Source organism: Burkholderia sp. 22PA0106 (assembly GCF_047497155.1).
Lineage (GTDB): Bacteria > Pseudomonadota > Gammaproteobacteria > Burkholderiales > Burkholderiaceae > Burkholderia.
The window spans coordinates 1,620,728-1,637,970 of the sequence record NZ_CP163163.1 but is presented as its reverse complement, the minus strand read 5'-3'; the positions used below and the strand labels follow the sequence as shown (position 1 = coordinate 1,637,970).

Genomic DNA, 17,243 nt, shown 5'->3' with positions numbered 1-17,243 from the left:
GGGACCGCGTCATCCAATGGCGCGGCGCCGGGCGCGGAGCAGGCTCAGGCCTGCGCTTTCTCTTCGTCCATTTCGGCCATGTCCGTGAAGCGGTCGCCGATGCGCGGGTGCGCGCGTCCGCCGTCGGCCGCGCCGATCGCGATCAGGATTTCATCGGGCGCGGGCGCGTCGGCAATCTGAAACGTTGCCGTCAGGAAGTGCGAGCGCTGGCCGGTGGCCGATTTGTGGATCATCGGCATCGACAGCATCGCGCCGGGGCCGACGCGCGTGTTCGTGAAGCTCAGGAACGTGGTGCCGTTCACCGCCTCGCGGAACATGTTGCCGAAGCGCAGCGTGTGGATCAGCGCCGAGGCATGCTCGATCTCGCCGTTTACGCCCACCACCGCGGCCTTGCCGTAGGCCTGCACGCGTTCGGCCGGCATCAGCGCCACCAGGCGGCTGGTCAGTTCCTTGCCGAGCGCGGGCGCGAGCCGCAGGATCTCGGGGCGCAGATCCTCGCAAAAGCCCTTGCCGGCCCACGGGTTGCGCAGCACGGCGGCCACCACCACCGTGGTGATGGGCTGCTCCGCGGGCTTGCCGCCTTCGATCATCAGGGTTTCGACAAACGTGGCGATCTTGCGAACTTCGGTATTCATCTGCGTTCTCCATCGGGTCAGTGACGATGGAGCGAATCCTATGTAGCGTGAAATCGAGCGTCTTCCTCCGATTCAGCGGAAGCCCGACTTTTTTGACACTGCGATAAGTCGTATAGTCCGTCACAACCCAAGGGAGGTCTCGATGCCTGACACGCTGGCGCTGATGTCGTCGCTGCGCGACATTGCGAGCCGAATCAGTACGGATGCCGAAGCGGATGCGCTGCTCAACAGCGTGATCGAGCTGGCATGCCGCCACGGCGGCTGGGATATCGGCGCGATCATGAGCGTCGACAGCGCGCACGGTTACGCGCACGTGATCGCGCGGCGCGACCCCACCCTGCTCAAGAAGCCGCTGGCCGACCGCTGGGAGCTGGCCACCAGCCCGGCGCTGGTGGCGCTGCAGCGCAACGAGGCGGTGTATATCCGCGATGCGCTCGAAACCACCGAATTTCTCGGCTACCGGCGCGAGGCGCCCGAGCGCGGCTACCGCACCGTGCTGGTGCTGCCGATGGCGAGCCGCGACATCGAGGGCCGGCCGATGGTGCTGTCGGTGTCGTCGCGGCAGGTGGTGGACCTGCCGCCCGAGCTGCTCGCGTTCATGGAATTCATCGTGCACCTGGGCGCCATCGCAATCGAGCGCGCCCATCAGCAGCGCGCCCAGCGCGCGGCCGCCGAGCGCATGCAGCGGATCGCCGCCGTGCAGGGCGCGATGCTCCAGGAGGTGCTGGCCGGCGGCTCGATGGCCACGCTCACGCGCATGCTGGCCGACCTGCTGGAAGCGCCGCTGCTGGTGATCGATTTCTACGGCGGCGAGATGATGGCCTCGCATTCGCCCGACGCCGCGCTCGACGAAGCCGGCTGGCGCGCGCTGCTCGACGGCGACACCGGCCTGCAGATCCGCGCCGACGTGCAGCAGGCGATCGAGCGGCGCGCGCTGCGGCGCGTGCGTTTCGACCTGCCGTCGGGCGCGGCGCTGCATGCCGACATCGAGCCGCTGCTGGTGGATGGCGAAACGGTGGGCGCGCTGCTCGGTTTCGGCTTCGGCGATCGCGAACCGGGCGAGCTTGGCGAACTGCGGGCCGTGGCGATCGAAAACGCCAAGTTCGCGATGAGCGTGCAGTTGATGCGCGGCGTGATCCGCTTCCGTTCCGAAAACCGTACGCTGACCGAACTGTTCTTCGAGGTGGTCGAGCGCCGCTGGCGCGACGAGCAGGACCTGCTCGCGCGCGCGAGCCGCCTGGGCGTGGCGCTGGCGGCGCCGAGCCGGCTGCTGGTGATCGACTATCCGGCACGCGACGGCGCGGCGCTCGACCGCTCGCACGAGTGCCACCGGATCGCCACGCTGCTGGCCGCGCAACAGAAACTGACGATCCATCCGGTCACGGTGGGCAGCGGCCTGGTGTGCCTGCTGCCCGAGGCGGCGGCGCGCAGCCCGGCGGCGGTGGCGGCGTTCTCGCGCCAGCTGTGCGCGGCGCTGGTGCCGCTGCTCGGCCGCGAGCCGACGCTGGTGGCGGGCGATTTGGTGGCCGGGCTCGACGCGCTGGCCAACGAATGGGACCGTTGCTGGCGGATGATTCGCGTGGCGCGCGCGTTCGGCAAGACCGGCGTGCTCAGCGTGCCCGACCTCGGCCCGCTGCCGATGCTGATCGGCGCGGCCGATTCGTCGGACGTGCGCGCGTTCATCGCCGGCACGATCGGCCCGGTGGTGGCCTACGACGAGCAGCATCGCGCCTCCTATATCGATACCCTCGCCACCTACATCCGCCACGGCTGCCGCAGCCAGGCCTGCGCCGACGCGATGGGCCTGCACGTCACCACGCTGCGCTACCGGCTCTCGCGCATCGGCGAACTGTTCGGCATCGACGTCGAAACGCCCGAACGGCGCTTCTCGATCGAACTCGCGCTGCAACTGCATCAGTTGCTCGAAGGCGGCCACCCCGCCCGCTTGGCCACCCACGCGGCTCACGAGGCCCATTAGCGCGGCGACGTCCGACAGACCGAAGGGGAATCGGCGCGCCTTCTCCTTCGTTCCGCAGGAAGCCATCCCAATTTCCGCCACATACATTCATCTCAACGCAACACTGTTCGAGGTGAATGGCCATGCAAGCGGCAGTATCCGATATCCGCAACACCCTCGACCCGATCGCGCTGCGCCGCGCGTTCGGGACCTTCGTCACCGGCATCACGGTGCTCACCACGATCGATGCCGAAGGCCGCCCGCGCGGCATGACGGCCAACTCGTTCGCCTCGGTCTCGCTCGATCCGCCGCTGCTGCTGGTGTGCGTCGGCAAGGGCGCGTCGAGCTACCCCGCATTCGCGGCGGCCGAGCGCTTCGCGGTGAACCTGCTCGGCGACGCGCAAACCGATGTATCGAACCTGTTCGCCTCGAAGGCGGCCGACAAGTTCGCCTCGGTCAATCATGACGTGGTGCACACCGGCGCGCCGGTGCTGACCGACTGCATGACGTGGTTCGACTGCACCATGCATGACCGCGTGGATGCCGGCGATCACGTGATCCTGATCGGCCGCGTGCAGGCGTTCGGCACCAGCCCGGCCGCGCCGCTCGGCTTCTGCCGGGGCCGCTACGCGCAAGTCAAGGATCCGCTGCCGGCCGGCTGGCTGTCGTCGAACGACATGATCGTGGGCTATCTGATCGAGGCGCAGGGCGATCTGCTGCTGGTGTCCGACGGCAAGGGCGGCTGGGTGCTGCCCACCGCGCCGCGCCGGCGCGCCAACGGCCGGCTGCCGCTGGCCGGCGGCGGCGAGCTGGCGCTGGTGGCCGACGACACCTTCCTCTATTCCGTGTACGACGTGGACGGCCACGACTCCGGCTACCTGATCTACCGGGCGCGCCTGGCCGAGCCGCGCGGCGCGCTGGCGCTGCCGCCCGGCTTCCGCCTGTTTCCGATGGCGAACCTTCCGTACGACGAAATCGAATCGGTCGAGATGCGCGCCATGCTGCGCCGCTTCGTGCTCGAAACCACCGGCGGCGCCGGCTACTCGATCTATCTGGGCGCCCACGACGGCGGACGCGTCGCGGCCGTGGGCGCCGCTCAACCGTGGGCGGCGCGCGCGCCGCAGTGACGAACCGACAGGATTCCGGAACACTTCATGAATACCACCATCGACACCCTGCAAGGCCGGCGCATCGGCAACTTCATCGACGGACGCTTCGTCGAGCCGGCCAGCGGTGAATACGCCCCGAGCTTCGATCCGACCACGGCCCGCCCGTGGTACGAGTTCGCCCAATCGAACGAAGCCGACGTGGACGCCGCCGTGCGCTCGTCGCGGGCCGCGCTGAAGCACCCGAGCTGGCGCCGCATGACCCAGACCGAGCGCGGCAAGCTGGTGCGCCGGCTCGGCGAGCTGGTGCTCGAGCACGCCGACGAACTGGCGATGATCGAGTGCCGCGACAACGGCAAGCTGCTCAAGGAAATGCGCGTGCAGATGCGCGCCATTCCGGATTCCTACCTGTATTTCGGCGGCATGGCCGACAAGCTGCAGGGCGACACGATTCCGGTCAACAAGCTCGACACGCTGAACTTCAACCTGCGCGAGCCGATCGGCGTGGTCGGCATGATCATCCCGTGGAATTCGCCGCTGATGATGCTGACCGGCACGCTCGCACCGTGTCTCGCGATCGGCAACACGATCGTCGCCAAGCCGTCCGAGCACGCCACCGCTTCCACGCTGGCGCTGGCCGAACTGGCGATCGAGGCCGGCATTCCGCCGGGCGTGTTCAACGTGGTGACGGGCGACGGCGTGCGCACGGGCGATGCGCTGACGCGCCACCCCGGCATCGCCAAGTACGTGTTCACCGGCAGCACCGTCACCGGCCGCAAGATCGCCGGCAACGCCGCGCAGAACCTGGTGCCGTGCCAGATGGAACTGGGCGGGAAATCGCCGCACGTGGTGTTCGGCGATGTGGATATCGAGCGCGCCGTCAACGGGGTGGTGTCGGGCATTTTCGCGGCGGCGGGCCAGACCTGCGTGGCCGGCTCGCGTTGCTTCGTCGAGGCGTCGATCCACGACCAGTTCGTGGAGGCGCTGGTCGAGCGCACCCGCCGCGTGCGGGTCGGCCACCCGATGCACGACGACACCGACATCGGCCCGCTCGCGCTGGCCTCGCAACTCGACAAGGTGCAGCGCTACGTGGCCTCCGGCATCGAGGAAGGCGCGAAGGTGGCGGCCGGCGGGCGCACGCCGGCCGCCGCCGAGCTGGCCGACGGCTGGTATTTCGAGCCGACCGTGCTCACGAACGCCACCAACCGGATGCGCTTCATGCGCGAGGAAATCTTCGGGCCGGTGGTGGGCGTGGTGCCGTTCTCGACCGAGGAAGAACTGATCGGGCTGGCCAACGATTCCGACTACGGCCTCGCCTCCGGCATCTGGACCCGCGACATCGATCGCGCGATGCGCTTCGCGCGCGACATCGACGCCGGCACGGTGTGGATCAACACCTATCGCTCGGCGGCCTACATGTCGTCGAACGGCGGCCTCAAGCACAGCGGCTACGGCCGGCGCGGCGGCTTCGAGGTGATGCGCGAGTTCTCGCGCGTGAAGAACGTGGTTCTCGATTACTCCGGCGCGATGCACGACCCGTTCGTGATTCGTCTGCGTTGAACGCGCAACCTTCTTCCGATTTGAGGCAAGCATGAAATTCGCCGTATCGCTCAGCATGGAGCGCTTTTCTCCCGACGATTCGATGTCCGACGCCCGCGCGCAACTGCTCGCGCTGGCGCGCGTGGCCGACGCCGGCGGCTTCGAGACGCTCTGGACCGCCGAGCATCACACCATCGAGTGCACGATCTCGCCGAACCCGTTCACGATCCTGACCTGGCTTGCGCAGCACACCGAACGGATCCGGCTCGGCACCGCGACCCTGGTCGCGCCGTACTGGTCGCCGATCCGGCTGGCCGGCGAAGCCGCCATGTGCGACCACCTGACCAACGGCCGGCTCGAATTCGGCATCGCGCGCGGCGCGTATCAGTACGAGTTCGACCGGATGGCCGGCGGCATGCCGCAGCAGGAAGGCGTGGCCTACATGAAGGAACTGGTGCCGGCCGTGCGCAGCTTGTGGCAAGGCGATTACGAGCACGACGGCCACTACTGGAAATTCCCGCTCGCCACCTCGGTGCCGAAGCCGCTGCAACAGCCGCATCCGCCGATCTGGGTCGCCACACGCGATCCGGCGAGCTTCGACTGGGCGGTGGGGATCGGCGCGAACATCCTGTCGACGCCGCTGTCCGCGCCGGCCTCGGAGGTGTCGGTGCTCGGCGAGAAATTCCGCAAGGCGGTGGCCGACCACCCCGAGCATCCGCGCCCGCGCTTCATGATGCAGCGCCGCACCTGCGTGTACGACCGCCAGGAAGATTGGGAAACGGCGGTGCGCCACAGCGTGGACTACGGCCGCTACTTCGAGAACCTGATGCAGAATATCGGCACGGTGCGCAACGGCTTTCCGGAAGCGGTGCCGTACGAAACCGTGTCGAACCGCGCCAACTACGATCCGCAGGCGGTGCGCGACAACCTGATGTTCGGCACGCCCGACGAAGTGATCCGCAAGCTGAAGATCTACGAAGATGAAGGCGTCGATCAATTCTGCCTGGGCCTGTCGTTCAACCTGCCGTTCGCACTCCAGATGAAAACGCTGCGCCTGTTCATCGACGAGGTGATGCCGCATTTCACGGCGCGCGAGCCGGCCGCCGGCGCGGCCCTGAGCACCACCGCGGCGGGGGCCTGAGCGATGCGTGACGCCCTTCCCGCCGCCCCGCCCTCGGCCATCGACGCGCACTTCGTGCGCGGCGACGTGGCGCTCCACTACCGGCTGCAAGGCGACGGCCCGCGCGCGCTGATCTGCGTGCATGGTGTCGGTTCGTATCTCGACGCGTGGCAGGCCACCATCGACGCGCTCGGCAGCGGCTTTCGCGTGCTCAGTTTCGACCTGCGCGGCCACGGCGGCTCGACGCGCGTGCCGGGCCGCTACGAGATCGACGAGTTCGTCGGCGACGTGATCGCGCTGGCCGATCATGCCGGCTTCGCGCGCTTCGACCTGGCGGGCTTCTCGCTCGGCGGGCTGGTCGCGCAGCGTCTTGCGCTGACCGAGCCGGCACGCCTGAACCGGCTGGTGCTGCTGTCCACCGTGGCCGGCCGCACCGATGACGAACGCACCCGCGTGCTGGCGCGGCTGGCCGCGCTGCAGGCCGGCGAGCGCGGCGCGCACTACGACGCGTCGCTGTCGCGCTGGCTGACCGAGCCGTTCCAGGCCGCGCACCCGCAGTTGGTGGCGGAGCTGCGCCGCCGCAACGCCGAGAACGATCCGGCCTGCTACGCGGCCGCCTACCGGCTGCTCGCGCAGACCGATTTCGGCGGCCTGATCGACCAGATCGCCGTGCCCACGCTGATCGCCACCGGCGAGGACGACCTCGGCTCGAACCCGCGCATGGCGCGCTACATGCACGAGCGGATCGCCCGTTCGCAACTGGCGATCCTGCCCGGCCTGCGCCATTCGATCCTCAACGAAGCACCCGATGCGGTGGCCGCGCTGATACGCCGCTTCCTGCTCGACGCCACGCTCGATGTTTCGTCGGATGTTTCGCCGGATGTGCAGGAGGACGAACGATGATCGTCGAGGAACGCATCTACAAGATCCGCAACGGCGGCATGGCGCGCTTCCTGGCGCTGGTGCGCGACGAGGCCTTGCCGCTGCAACAGCCGGTGCTCGGCAACCTGCTCGGCTATTTCACCACCGAGATCGGCGTACTGAGCCAGGTGGTGCACTGGTGGGGCTACGCCGATCTCGAAGATCGCCGCGCGCGCCGCCAGCGCCTCGCCGACGACGCGCGCTGGCAGGCGTTCGTGCCGCGCCTGTCGGAGTGGATCGAACACGCGGAAAACCGCATCCTGGTGCCGACCGCATTCTCGCCGCTGCGCGCGCTGCCCGGCGCCGGCGAACCGTCGAAGGAGCTCCGAGCATGACCCCACGCCTGACCATCGAAAACCTGTACAAGGTGTTCACCGACCGCCCCGAGCGCGCGCTCGGCATGCTGCGCCAGGGCGCGACCAAGGCCGACGTGCTGCGCGACACCGGCCAGGCCGTCGGCCTCGACGACGTGTCGCTGAGCGTGCCCGCCGGCGCGATGTACATGATCATGGGCCTGTCCGGCTCCGGCAAATCCACGCTGGCGCGCTGCGTGAACCGCCTCAACGAGCCGAGCGCCGGGCGCATCCTGCTCGACGGCGAGGATCTGTGCACGCTCGACGAGCGCGCGCTGCGCGAAGTGCGCCGCAAGCGCATCTCGATGGTGTTCCAGCATTTCGCACTGCTGCCGAACCGCCGCGTGATCGAGAACGTCGAGTTCGGCCTGAAGCTGCGCGGCATGTCGGCCGAGGCGCGCCGCAAGCGCGCCTCCCAGGTGCTGGAGGTGGTGGGCCTCGGGCGCTGGGCCGAGAAGATGCCGCACGAACTGAGCGGCGGCATGCGCCAGCGCGTCGGCCTGGCCCGCGCGCTGGCCACCGACGCCGACGTGCTGATCATGGACGAGGCGTTCAGCGCGCTCGATCCGCTGATCCGCGCCGAGATGCAGGACGAATTGCTGCGCCTGCAACGCACGCTGAACAAGACCATCCTGTTCATCACGCACGACTTCCAGGAAGCGCTGAAGCTCGGCACGCGCATCGCCATCATGTCCGAGGGGCGGCTGGTGCGCGAAGGCACGCCGCAATCGATCGTGACGGAGCCGGGCAGCGATTACGTGGCCGGCTTCACGCGCGAGGTGGATCGCGCCAGGCTGTTCTGCGCGGAGGCCTCGATGACCGCGCTCGACACGCTGGTGCAACGCGACGGCTGGCGCGTGCTCGGCGACGGCGCGGCCGGCCCGGCGTTCGTGGTGGACGCCGACACGCGCCTGCTCGGCACGCTGGCCCGCCGCGACGCCGCGCAACTGGCCGCGCTGCGCGACGGCGGCGCACTGCCGCCGCTCGAACGCGGCATCGCCTGCGTGCCCGCCTCGGCGCGCCTGATCGACGCCGCGCCGCATTTCGGCAACCACGGCACGATCGGCGTGACCGACGAAGCCGGCCGCCTGGTCGGCCAACTGGAGGCGGCCCGCGTGCTCGCCCGCATCGGCGCGCAAAGCGCCAACGGAGTCCATCATGCTTAAAGCCGACGACCTGGCGGTATTCCCCGTCGCGGACTGGATCCAGACCTTCGTGCAATGGGTCGCGTTGCATCTGCGCCCGCTGTTTTCCGTGATCAAGTGGCCGATCCAGAAGCTGCTGGAGGCGAACGTCGATGCGCTGCACGCGCTGCCGTTCCCGGTGTTCGTGGTGCTCGCCGCGCTGGTGGCGTGGCGCGCGGCCGGCAAGGCGATCGGCATATTCACGCTGGCCGGGCTGGTGGCGATCGCCGCGCTCGGCGTGTGGGCCGACGCGATGACCACGCTGGCGCTGATCGTCACCGCGATCGTGTTCTGCGCCGCGATCGGGATTCCGGTCGGCATCGCCTGCGCCCGCAGCGAGCGCGTCTGGCGCATCGTGCAGCCGCTGCTCGACGTGATGCAGACCACGCCCACCTTCGTCTATCTGGTGCCGGTGGTGATGCTGTTCGGCGTCGGCACGGTGCCGGGCGAGGTGGCCGTGGTGGTGGCCGCGATGCCGCCGCTGATCCGCTTCACGCATCTGGGCATCCGGATGGTCGATCACGAGCTGGTGGAAGCCGGCCTCGCGTTCGGCGCGGACCGCCGGCAACTGCTGTGGGAAGTGCAACTGCCGCTCGCGGTGCCGACCATCCTCGGCGGCCTGAACCAGACGGTGCTGACCGCGATGGTGATGTCGGTGGTGATCTCGATGATCGGCGCCGAAGGGCTCGGGCTGGTGGTGTTGCAAGGGCTCGGCCGGCTCGACGTCGGGCAGGCCGCGATCGGCGGCATCGCCATCGTGCTGCTCGCGATGATGCTGGACCGCATCACGCAGAAACTGGCGCGCGCCCGCCCCTCGGGCGGCAGCGGCTGGCGCACCGTGCTGGGCCGCTTCGTGCGCGGCGAGCGCGCCGCCCGAAGCGGCGCCGGCGGCACGGCTCCGGCCTCCCCGCCTTCCCATCCGGGCCACCCGCTGCCGCAGGACAGCGACAGCCGGCAGGCGCTGTAAGCGCGCCGCGCCGCACGCCGTGGCATTGCGAAGTTTCGAAGTAAAACCAACCGGCCCGGCACCCCGTGCCCGGGCCATCCGGCGGCAACGCCGGACGACGATCCTACCCATGCAGGAGTGGCTTGATGAAGACGTTGGCGGCAGCATGCGGCGCGGCAGCGCTCGCGGTGATGATGATGGCGGGCCTGCCCGCCGGGGCGCAAACCTTGCCCGGCAAGGGCAAGACCGTGCATTACGCGCAGGGCGACAGTTTCGGGGGCAACTACGTCGCCACCCAGATCGTCATGCAGGGCATCAAACAGCTCGGTTACGACGTGAAGCTGACCACCATGAACACGACGCTGTTCTTCCAGGCGGCGGCGCAGGGTGACGAGGATCTGGCGACCGACGTGAACTTCCCGCAGCGCGAGCTGGCGTTCCGCTCGGTCGAGAAGGACGCGCAGGTGGTCGGCACCGGCATGATCATCGGCGGCGGCATCAACGGCTATCTGATCGACAAGAAGACGGCCGACGCCTACAAGATCACCAACCTCGCGCAGTTGAAGGACCCGAAGCTGGCCGCCCTGTTCGGCAACGACGGCAAGGCTCAGTTGATCAGTTGCGACCCGGGCTGGAGCTGCGGCGACGTGGTCGATTACCAGTTGAATCGTTTCGGGCTGCAAAACACCGTGCGGGCCGTGCGCGGCAAGTACGAAGCGCTGATGGTGGATACCGTGGCGCGCGTGCGGCAGGGCAAACCGGCGTTCTTCTACGCCTGGAGCCCGTCGTGGACGGTCAACGCGCTGGTGCCCGGCAAGGACGTGGTGTGGCTGCCGACGCCCGAGGCCGCGCTGCCGCCGAACGTCAGCAACACCGGCTCGCCGCTCGTCAACGGCGTGCAGGGCTGCGCCGGCAACGCCGACCCGTGCCGGATGGCGATGGCCTCGTGGAACTGGACCTCGGTGGCGAACCGCGCGTTCATCGCCGCGAACCCGGCGGTGCGCGTGCTGGTCGAGCAGATCAAGTTCCCGTCGTCGACGTGGTCCGGCTGGGAATACGCGATCAGCCGCAACGGCGGTTCGCAAACGCTGATCCGCAAGCTCGCGACCGATTGGCTCGACGGCAACAAGGCGCAGTTCGATCAGTGGGTCGCCACGGCGAGCGCGGCGCACTGAAGTCCGTACACCACGCATCGAGCAGTCGATGCGTGGCGCGGACATGGGCGCGACCGCCTGACGGCACGACGAAGGAACGGCGCGACCCCGTCACCACGCGACGGCGGCCCGCTCCCGCCGTCGTGCCCCCGCTGCCTCCGCTGCTGCCGCCGCCACCAATGCCGCGCGCCGCCACGGCGGAGAAATTTATTCCCCGGATCGGCGATTTCAGAACAAAGTTTGGAGATTTTTTCCGGGCTGCCCCACGTATCATTTCTTCCACTCAGAAAGGGGCAGAAGGCCAGACATGAACACCTTGCATTACCTCGACTACGCCGCCACCACGCCGGCCGACCCTCGCGTGATCGCCGCAATGGCCGATTGCCTCGGCCTCGACGGCGTGTTCGGCAACCCGGCGTCCAGCTCGCATGCGGCCGGCAGCGCGGCACGCGTGCGCGTCGAACAGGCCCGCCGGCAAGTGGCCGCGTTGATCGGCGCGCAGCCCGACGAGATCGTCTGGACCTCGGGCGCGACCGAATCGAACAACCTCGCGCTGAAGGGCTATGCCGAACGGGCCACCGACCGGCGCCACCTCGTCACGAGCCGCCTCGAACACAAGGCCGTGCTCGATACGATGGCGCATCTGGCCAGGCAGGGCCTGGCGGTGAGCCACGTGGCGCCCGACGCCACCGGCGCGATCACGGCGGCTGCCGTGGCGGCCGCCATCGGCCCCGACACCGGCCTGGTGTCGCTGATGCTGGTCAACAACGAGATCGGCACGCTGACCGACATCGGCGCGATCGCGCGCGTGGTGCATGCGGCCGGCGCGCTGCTGCATGTCGATGCCGCGCAGGCGCTCGGCAAGACGCCGATCGACGTGCAGGCGCTCGGCATCGACCTGCTGTCGATGTCGGCGCACAAGGTATATGGCCCGAAGGGCATCGGCGCGCTGTACGTGCGCCGCGAGATCGCGGCCCGCATCGCGCCGCAGATGCACGGCGGCGGCCACGAGCAGGGCCTGCGCTCGGGCACGCTGGCCACCCATCAGATCGTCGGCATGGGCGTGGCCTGCGAGCTGGCGGCCAGTGAGCTGCAAGCCGAAATCGCCCGTATCGCGGCGCTCAACGCGCGCCTGAGCGCGGCCATCCGGGCACTCGGCAACGTGGTGCAGAACGCCGAAGCGGCCGCGCGCATTCCGCACACCTCGAGCCTGCGCGTCGACGTGCCCGGCTTCCTGCCGTTCATGCTCGGCGAGTCGCTCGCGGTGTCGTCCACCTCGGCCTGCAATTCGGCGGCCGGCACGCCGTCGCACGTGTTGAGCGCGATCGGCCTCGATGCCGGCGCGGCGGGCCGCACCGTGCGCCTGAGCTTCGGGCGCTTCACGACCGAACAGGACGTCGATTTCGCCGTCGAGTGTTTTCGCCGGGCCATCGCATCGTGCCGCGCCGCCGAGGCCAGCGGTTTCACGGCGTCACGCCAGATCGCACCGGCCGACCTGAAGGCGATCCGCGACGCGGGCTTCCGCTCGATCCTGTGCAACCGGCCCGATGGCGAAAGCGCCGATCAGCCGGCCTTCGAGACGATCGCCGCGAGCGCCCGCGCGCTTGGCCTCGAAGCGCGCCATCTGCCGATCGCATCGGCCAACGGCATCGGCGAGCCGGAACTCGATGCGTTCGCCGCGCTGATCGACGCACTGCCGAAGCCGGTGTTCGCGTACTGCCGCAGCGGCAACCGCGCGAGCCTGCTGTGGGACCGGCTCGCCACGCGGCGCGCGGCGGCTGAGCACGCATAGGGCTTGCCCGGCGCGGCGTGACCGCGCGCGTTCGAGCGGCACGGCAAGTCAGCCAGGGAAATCGGCACGGCGGAAGATGGGATGCGATGCGCCGCAAGCCGCGGCACGGCGGAAAAATCCGGGCAAGCCGGCCATGGGAAACGACGGGGAAAACCGAAGAAAAACCCGGACGAGGCAGCCCATGGCCGCCCTCGCCCCTTACTGCTCGGCGAATTCCACGCGATTGCGCCCGCCGCGCTTGGCCCGGTACAGCGCAGCATCGGCCAGCCCGTAGGCGGTATCGAAGCTGGTGCCGGCCACGTTGACGCTGACGCCGAAGCTGGCCGTGATGCGCCGGGGCACCTGCGGCACCGAGAGCGAATCGCTGATGCTCTGCCGCATGCGCTCGGTCAGGTCGGCCGCGTGGGCGAAATCGCTGCGCGGCAGCAGCACGGTGAATTCCTCGCCGCCCACCCGCCCGATGAAACCGAGCTCGCCCACGATGCGCCGCAGGCAATCGACCACGCCGAGGATCACCAGGTCACCGACCGGGTGGCCGAAATCGTCGTTGACCCGCTTGAACTCGTCGATGTCGAGCACCACCATCGCCGCGTTGCTGGTGCGCAAGGTCTTGGCGGTCAACTCGATCACGGCGCTGCGATTCAGCACGCCGGTCAGCGCATCGTGCGAGGCGCGATGCGCCAGTTGCTGCGCCAGCGCCTGCATCTCGCGCTCGGCGCGATCGCTGCGGCCGATCAGCCGCCGCGTCTCGCGCATCAGCCGCTCGTAATGCTCGATCAGTTCGCCGAGCGAGCGGCGATAGGTATCGGCATCGGCGTCGCCCGCCAGGTGCGTGGCGCGCGCGCGTTCGAGCGCGGCGCTCTCGTTCTGGAACAGATCGGGCGCGGCGCCCGCGGACGTGTCTCGTGAAGACGTCGAACTCACCTTGCCTTCCTTAATGCGCGACTGGACGATCGGTGAACTCGATGGCGCCGAAATCCGCCTTCAGTTCCTCGCCGAATTCGGCGATCGTCTCGTCTTCCTCGTCGCGATACCAGTTCAACGCCACATGGCTGCCCGACTGGGCGGCCTGATCGAGCGAATCGAAAATGCTGAACAGCATCTTGGTGCTCGAACTGTTGAAGTAGGTCAGCGCGACATTGATTGTGATTTCGGCCCCGGAGCTGGCGTCGAGGTACTGACCCAATTGCTCGATGATGGGGGCATAGAATGCAGCCGCGTTTTCGGGGTAAGACTCGCCCTTGATCGCCAGCTGATGTTGATCGAAACGGAAATCGATCTCAGGCGACGTCGTCGTGGCGGCAATGTAAAGGTTATCCATGGATCGAGTGCCTCCTACTCAGATGATGGCCGTGAGACAAAACAGCGTGATCCCGGAATCGTCGTCACGCGGATAAAAAGCAAATTCCAGCGGCGCGCTGGCATCGCGCGCCATGGTGAGGAAGCCCAGGCCTGCGCCCTTGCTGTCCTCGGGTGTTTCGGCGCGCAATGATACCTTGTATGCCTGCCGAATTTCTTCCAGCGACATGGTGCGCAGCGGTTCGAGCTTGTTGCGCAGGGGCTCGACCTGGCTGGTCGCCACCGGATTGACGCACCACATCACGTGGCGGTCGCCGTCCTTCGAGACGCACACCGCGCCTTCGCGGATCGCGCCCTGCCCGTCGCCGCCGGGCTGCAGCGCGTCGAGCGAGTAATGAATGATGTTCTGCGACAGTTCGATGAACGACGAGAACAGCTTGCGGCGTGTCGGGCCGGCTACGCCGGCCACTTCCAGTTGCAACTTCACCACCTCGCCCATCGCGGCGACGATGTTATGGGAGAAGTAACCCTTGTGATAGAACAGCACGTTGCGGCGCTGCGCCAGGTCGAAAAATGCGCTGTCTTGTTCGAGCATGTGAGACATGGTTGCGGTTGACTAGATACGGGCACAAAAAAACGTCACGTCGTCGCGGCGCGGCTGCCGGCCCTGCCATTCGGCCAGCGCCTCGTTGATCCGCTCGCAGATCGCCGCAGGGGCAGCGTCGCGATGCGCGCGAATCGTATCGAGCGCGCGGCGGCGGCCGAAGGCGATCTTGCGCGGGCCGCCGATCTGGTCGGTCAGGCCGTCGGTACAGACGAACAGCACGCTGCCCGCGGCCACCGGCAGCGAATGCAGCTTCCAGGCGTAATCGGCGCGGCTGTCCACGTAGCCCACGCCCATCCGGTCGGCGGCGAGGGTGTCGAACTGCTCGGCGCCCGGCGCGAGGATATATAGGCCGATCTTCGCGCCGGCGAAATGCAGCACGCTCTCGATGGCATCGAACCAGAAGAACGCCGCGTCGAGCCCGTCGTCGGATTCCGTGCGCTCGGCCGAACCCTTGGCCTGCCCGAGCAGGCTCTTGACGTTGCGATTCACCGCGGCCAGCAGCGCCGCCGGGTCGCGCGGGCCGGTCTGCTCCAGTTCCTTCGACAGCGAGGCCGACGCCAGCATCGTCATGAACGCGCCCGGCACGCCGTGGCCCGTGCAATCGGCCACCGCGCCGAACCAGCCCTTGTCGTTCGCCGAGAAATGGTAGAAATCGCCGCCGACCACGTCGCGCGGCTGCCAGGCCATCGCCGCGCCCTGCAGTTTCGACAGCGTCTCGCTGGAGGCGCTCAGCATCGCGCGCTGGATCACGCTCGCATACTCGATGCTCTGCATCACCTCGCGATTCTTCTCGGCCTGGATCTCGGCCACCGCGCTGACCAGTTGCAGGCCGCTGCCGAGGCCCACGAAGCGGCCCTCGCGCGTCACCACGAAGCCGTCGACCAGCGCCTTCTCGCCCGCCTCGACGGTGCGGAACGCCAAGGCCTCGATGCTGATGTCGGCATCGACGATCAGCGGCTCCTTGTCCATGAACGCGATGCAGCTCTTCTTGTCGTACAGCTCGCGATGGAACGGCTTGCTCATCTGCGACAGGAAGATATTGCGGTTGATCAGGCCGATCGGGCGATCGGCCTCGATCACCGCCAGGCTGCCCATGTCGCGTCGCGACGAGAAGATCTCCATCACCACCGAGTTCGGATCCCCGGCATCGACGCAGGGCACGTCGTGGCAGAGATCGCCGGCCGTGCGCGGGTTTCCGGATGCTGAGGAACGGCGGAACCTCGAGAAAGCAGGATGCATGGCAACGCGGCGGGTGAGGAGGAAACAACGGACGCTAACGAGTCTACGTGTACACAATGTGACAAAACACGTACGACATCGGGTGTATTTGCGAAAGCCCGGAAAGCGGATTTCCGCAAACGTTTCCTATCGTCAGAGGAATTCGAATCGCCCGTGCGCATGGGACTTTCGCGCGTGGCACGTCGAATTTTTTCGTCGACGCGCCGTGGGCCGATCCCGGGTCGCCGCGTGCCCGCAACGGCAAAAAACGGGCAAAAAACGGCGGCGACCCGCACATGGGTTTACGGCACGACACGCGCAACTCTTCAGGGTGCGGGCTGAAGTTCATTGGCCCGATCGATCGCGCCGCCCTGCGCGGCGGTGTCGATCGCATCGCGCTGCGCGTCGCGGCGCATCGAATCGAGCGGCAACGCCACGAACACGCTCATGCGGCGCAGGATCTGCCGGAACACGCGTTCGAATTCGCGCTGCCGCTCGGCCTCGTTGCCTTCGGCCATCAACGGGTCCGGGTAATTCCAGGTGCAGAACAGCGGCGCGCCGTGAAAGGCCGGCGCGTGTTCCTCGGCCACTTCGGGGCTCATCGAGATGATCACGTCCATGCGCGGCGCGTCGTCGGCCGTGTAGGTCAGCCAGCTCTTGGGCCGCAGCTTGCCCAGATCGCCGATCGTCGCGCGCAGTTGCGCGATCGCCAGCGGATGCACGTCCTGCTCCGGCTCGACGCCGGCGCTGAACGCCTCGAAACGGCCCGGCGCCAGTTGCCGCAGCAAGGCCTCGGCCATGATGCTGCGTGCCGCGTTTGCCCGGCACAGGAACAGCACGTTGAACTTGCGATCCATTTCGCCTCCCAGTTGTCGCGATCAAGACATCGATCGCACTCATTGTTAAGAGGAATTTTTTCGCGCTCGTGACCGAATTCGGTAATTGTTACTTTTATCATGATTTATCTCATCGATTATTCGATAAATCGAGGGATTTACCTAAGTCCTTGCCTGGCTTGGCTGTCAGATCGGTCATGTGAATGGCCATCGCGCTTCGGCGGCGCGTTCGCCATTGACAGTCCGCTTTCCGCCGCCTGACGATCGGTAAAAATAACTGCCTGTGCTTGGCATGCCAGGCACTCGAATCGCATATTGTTTGCAAAATTTGCACAAATCCATGCGCGCGCTGTGGCCAGTCCGGTTTTGACCCCCTACAATCACGCGACGCAGTGTCCTGGCAGCCATCCGGCGAAGCCGCCGGGCTGGGCACCGCACGAACAGGATCACTCAATCAGCGGGATCGAGACCAAGCATGTCCGGGGCAGAACGTCCGACCGGTGAGCCGATGCGTGCTGGCAGCGCCGCACCCCGCCGCGTCGGCCGCCTTCGCTCGACGGCCCTGTGCGGACAGCC

16 protein-coding genes are annotated in these 17,243 nt (G+C 67.8%); 10 read left to right on the top strand and 6 right to left on the bottom strand.

Annotated elements, in window-relative coordinates:
- Window positions 1-44 precede the first annotated feature (44 nt).
- Entirely contained in the window at window positions 45-635 is a 591-nt protein-coding gene (locus AB4850_RS22250; RefSeq protein ID WP_414445145.1) for an amino acid synthesis family protein, read from the bottom strand.
- A gap of 142 nt (window positions 636-777) precedes the next feature.
- On the opposite strand from AB4850_RS22250, the gene AB4850_RS22245 reads away from it, so the two are divergent.
- The 10 genes from AB4850_RS22245 (at window position 778) to AB4850_RS22200 (ending at window position 12,707) form a co-directional block, all read left to right on the top strand.
- On the top strand, window positions 778-2,613 hold the full coding sequence (locus AB4850_RS22245) for a helix-turn-helix domain-containing protein (RefSeq protein ID WP_414445144.1): 1,836 nt from the start codon (window positions 778-780) through the stop codon (window positions 2,611-2,613).
- 122 nt (window positions 2,614-2,735) lie between these two features.
- Window positions 2,736-3,719 carry a flavin reductase gene (locus tag AB4850_RS22240; RefSeq protein ID WP_414445143.1) on the top strand — a complete coding sequence of 328 codons (984 nt, stop codon included), beginning with the start codon at window positions 2,736-2,738 and terminating at the stop codon, window positions 3,717-3,719.
- A gap of 27 nt (window positions 3,720-3,746) precedes the next feature.
- A complete protein-coding gene (locus AB4850_RS22235; RefSeq protein ID WP_414445142.1) occupies window positions 3,747-5,258 on the top strand; it encodes an aldehyde dehydrogenase in 1,512 nt (503 codons plus the stop codon).
- 31 nt (window positions 5,259-5,289) lie between these two features.
- Complete coding sequence (locus AB4850_RS22230) at window positions 5,290-6,378, top strand: LLM class flavin-dependent oxidoreductase (RefSeq protein WP_414445141.1); 1,089 nt, start codon at window positions 5,290-5,292, stop codon at window positions 6,376-6,378.
- Window positions 6,379-6,381: 3 nt separating this feature from the next.
- Window positions 6,382-7,260 (top strand): alpha/beta fold hydrolase, encoded by an 879-nt coding sequence (locus AB4850_RS22225; RefSeq protein WP_414445140.1) that lies wholly within the window; start codon window positions 6,382-6,384, stop codon window positions 7,258-7,260.
- Window positions 7,257-7,613: an NIPSNAP family protein gene (locus AB4850_RS22220; protein WP_414445139.1), complete on the top strand. Its 357-nt coding sequence runs from the start codon at window positions 7,257-7,259 to the stop codon at window positions 7,611-7,613. The genes AB4850_RS22225 and AB4850_RS22220 overlap by 4 nt, the downstream gene beginning before the upstream one ends.
- Window positions 7,610-8,797, top strand: a complete 1,188-nt coding sequence (locus tag AB4850_RS22215) for a quaternary amine ABC transporter ATP-binding protein (RefSeq protein WP_414445138.1) — start codon at window positions 7,610-7,612, stop codon at window positions 8,795-8,797. The genes AB4850_RS22220 and AB4850_RS22215 overlap by 4 nt, the downstream gene beginning before the upstream one ends.
- Window positions 8,790-9,782 (top strand): ABC transporter permease, encoded by a 993-nt coding sequence (locus AB4850_RS22210; RefSeq protein WP_414445137.1) that lies wholly within the window; start codon window positions 8,790-8,792, stop codon window positions 9,780-9,782. The genes AB4850_RS22215 and AB4850_RS22210 overlap by 8 nt, the downstream gene beginning before the upstream one ends.
- A 125-nt stretch (window positions 9,783-9,907) precedes the next feature.
- A complete protein-coding gene (proX, locus tag AB4850_RS22205) occupies window positions 9,908-10,936 on the top strand; it encodes a glycine betaine/L-proline ABC transporter substrate-binding protein ProX (RefSeq protein ID WP_414445136.1) in 1,029 nt (342 codons plus the stop codon).
- Window positions 10,937-11,222: 286 nt separating this feature from the next.
- The gene (locus tag AB4850_RS22200) at window positions 11,223-12,707 is read left to right on the top strand and encodes an aminotransferase class V-fold PLP-dependent enzyme (protein WP_414445135.1); all 1,485 of its coding nucleotides are present in this window, start codon (window positions 11,223-11,225) and stop codon (window positions 12,705-12,707) included.
- A gap of 198 nt (window positions 12,708-12,905) precedes the next feature.
- On the opposite strand, the gene AB4850_RS22195 is transcribed toward AB4850_RS22200, so the two are convergent.
- The 5 genes from AB4850_RS22195 to AB4850_RS22175 form a co-directional block, all read right to left on the bottom strand.
- Window positions 12,906-13,631 (bottom strand): GGDEF domain-containing protein, encoded by a 726-nt coding sequence (locus AB4850_RS22195; RefSeq protein WP_414445134.1) that lies wholly within the window; start codon window positions 13,629-13,631, stop codon window positions 12,906-12,908.
- 10 nt (window positions 13,632-13,641) lie between these two features.
- Window positions 13,642-14,028, bottom strand: a complete 387-nt coding sequence (locus AB4850_RS22190) for a DUF1987 domain-containing protein (protein WP_414445133.1) — start codon at window positions 14,026-14,028, stop codon at window positions 13,642-13,644.
- 18 nt (window positions 14,029-14,046) lie between these two features.
- Window positions 14,047-14,610: a SiaB family protein kinase gene (locus AB4850_RS22185; RefSeq protein ID WP_414445132.1), complete on the bottom strand. Its 564-nt coding sequence runs from the start codon at window positions 14,608-14,610 to the stop codon at window positions 14,047-14,049.
- A 12-nt stretch (window positions 14,611-14,622) separates the two neighbouring features.
- Window positions 14,623-15,852, bottom strand: a complete 1,230-nt coding sequence (locus AB4850_RS22180) for a SpoIIE family protein phosphatase (RefSeq protein ID WP_414445131.1) — start codon at window positions 15,850-15,852, stop codon at window positions 14,623-14,625.
- Window positions 15,853-16,157: 305 nt separating this feature from the next.
- Entirely contained in the window at window positions 16,158-16,688 is a 531-nt protein-coding gene (locus AB4850_RS22175) for an arsenate reductase ArsC (RefSeq protein ID WP_414445130.1), read from the bottom strand.
- Between the last annotated feature and the right edge of the window lie 555 nt (window positions 16,689-17,243).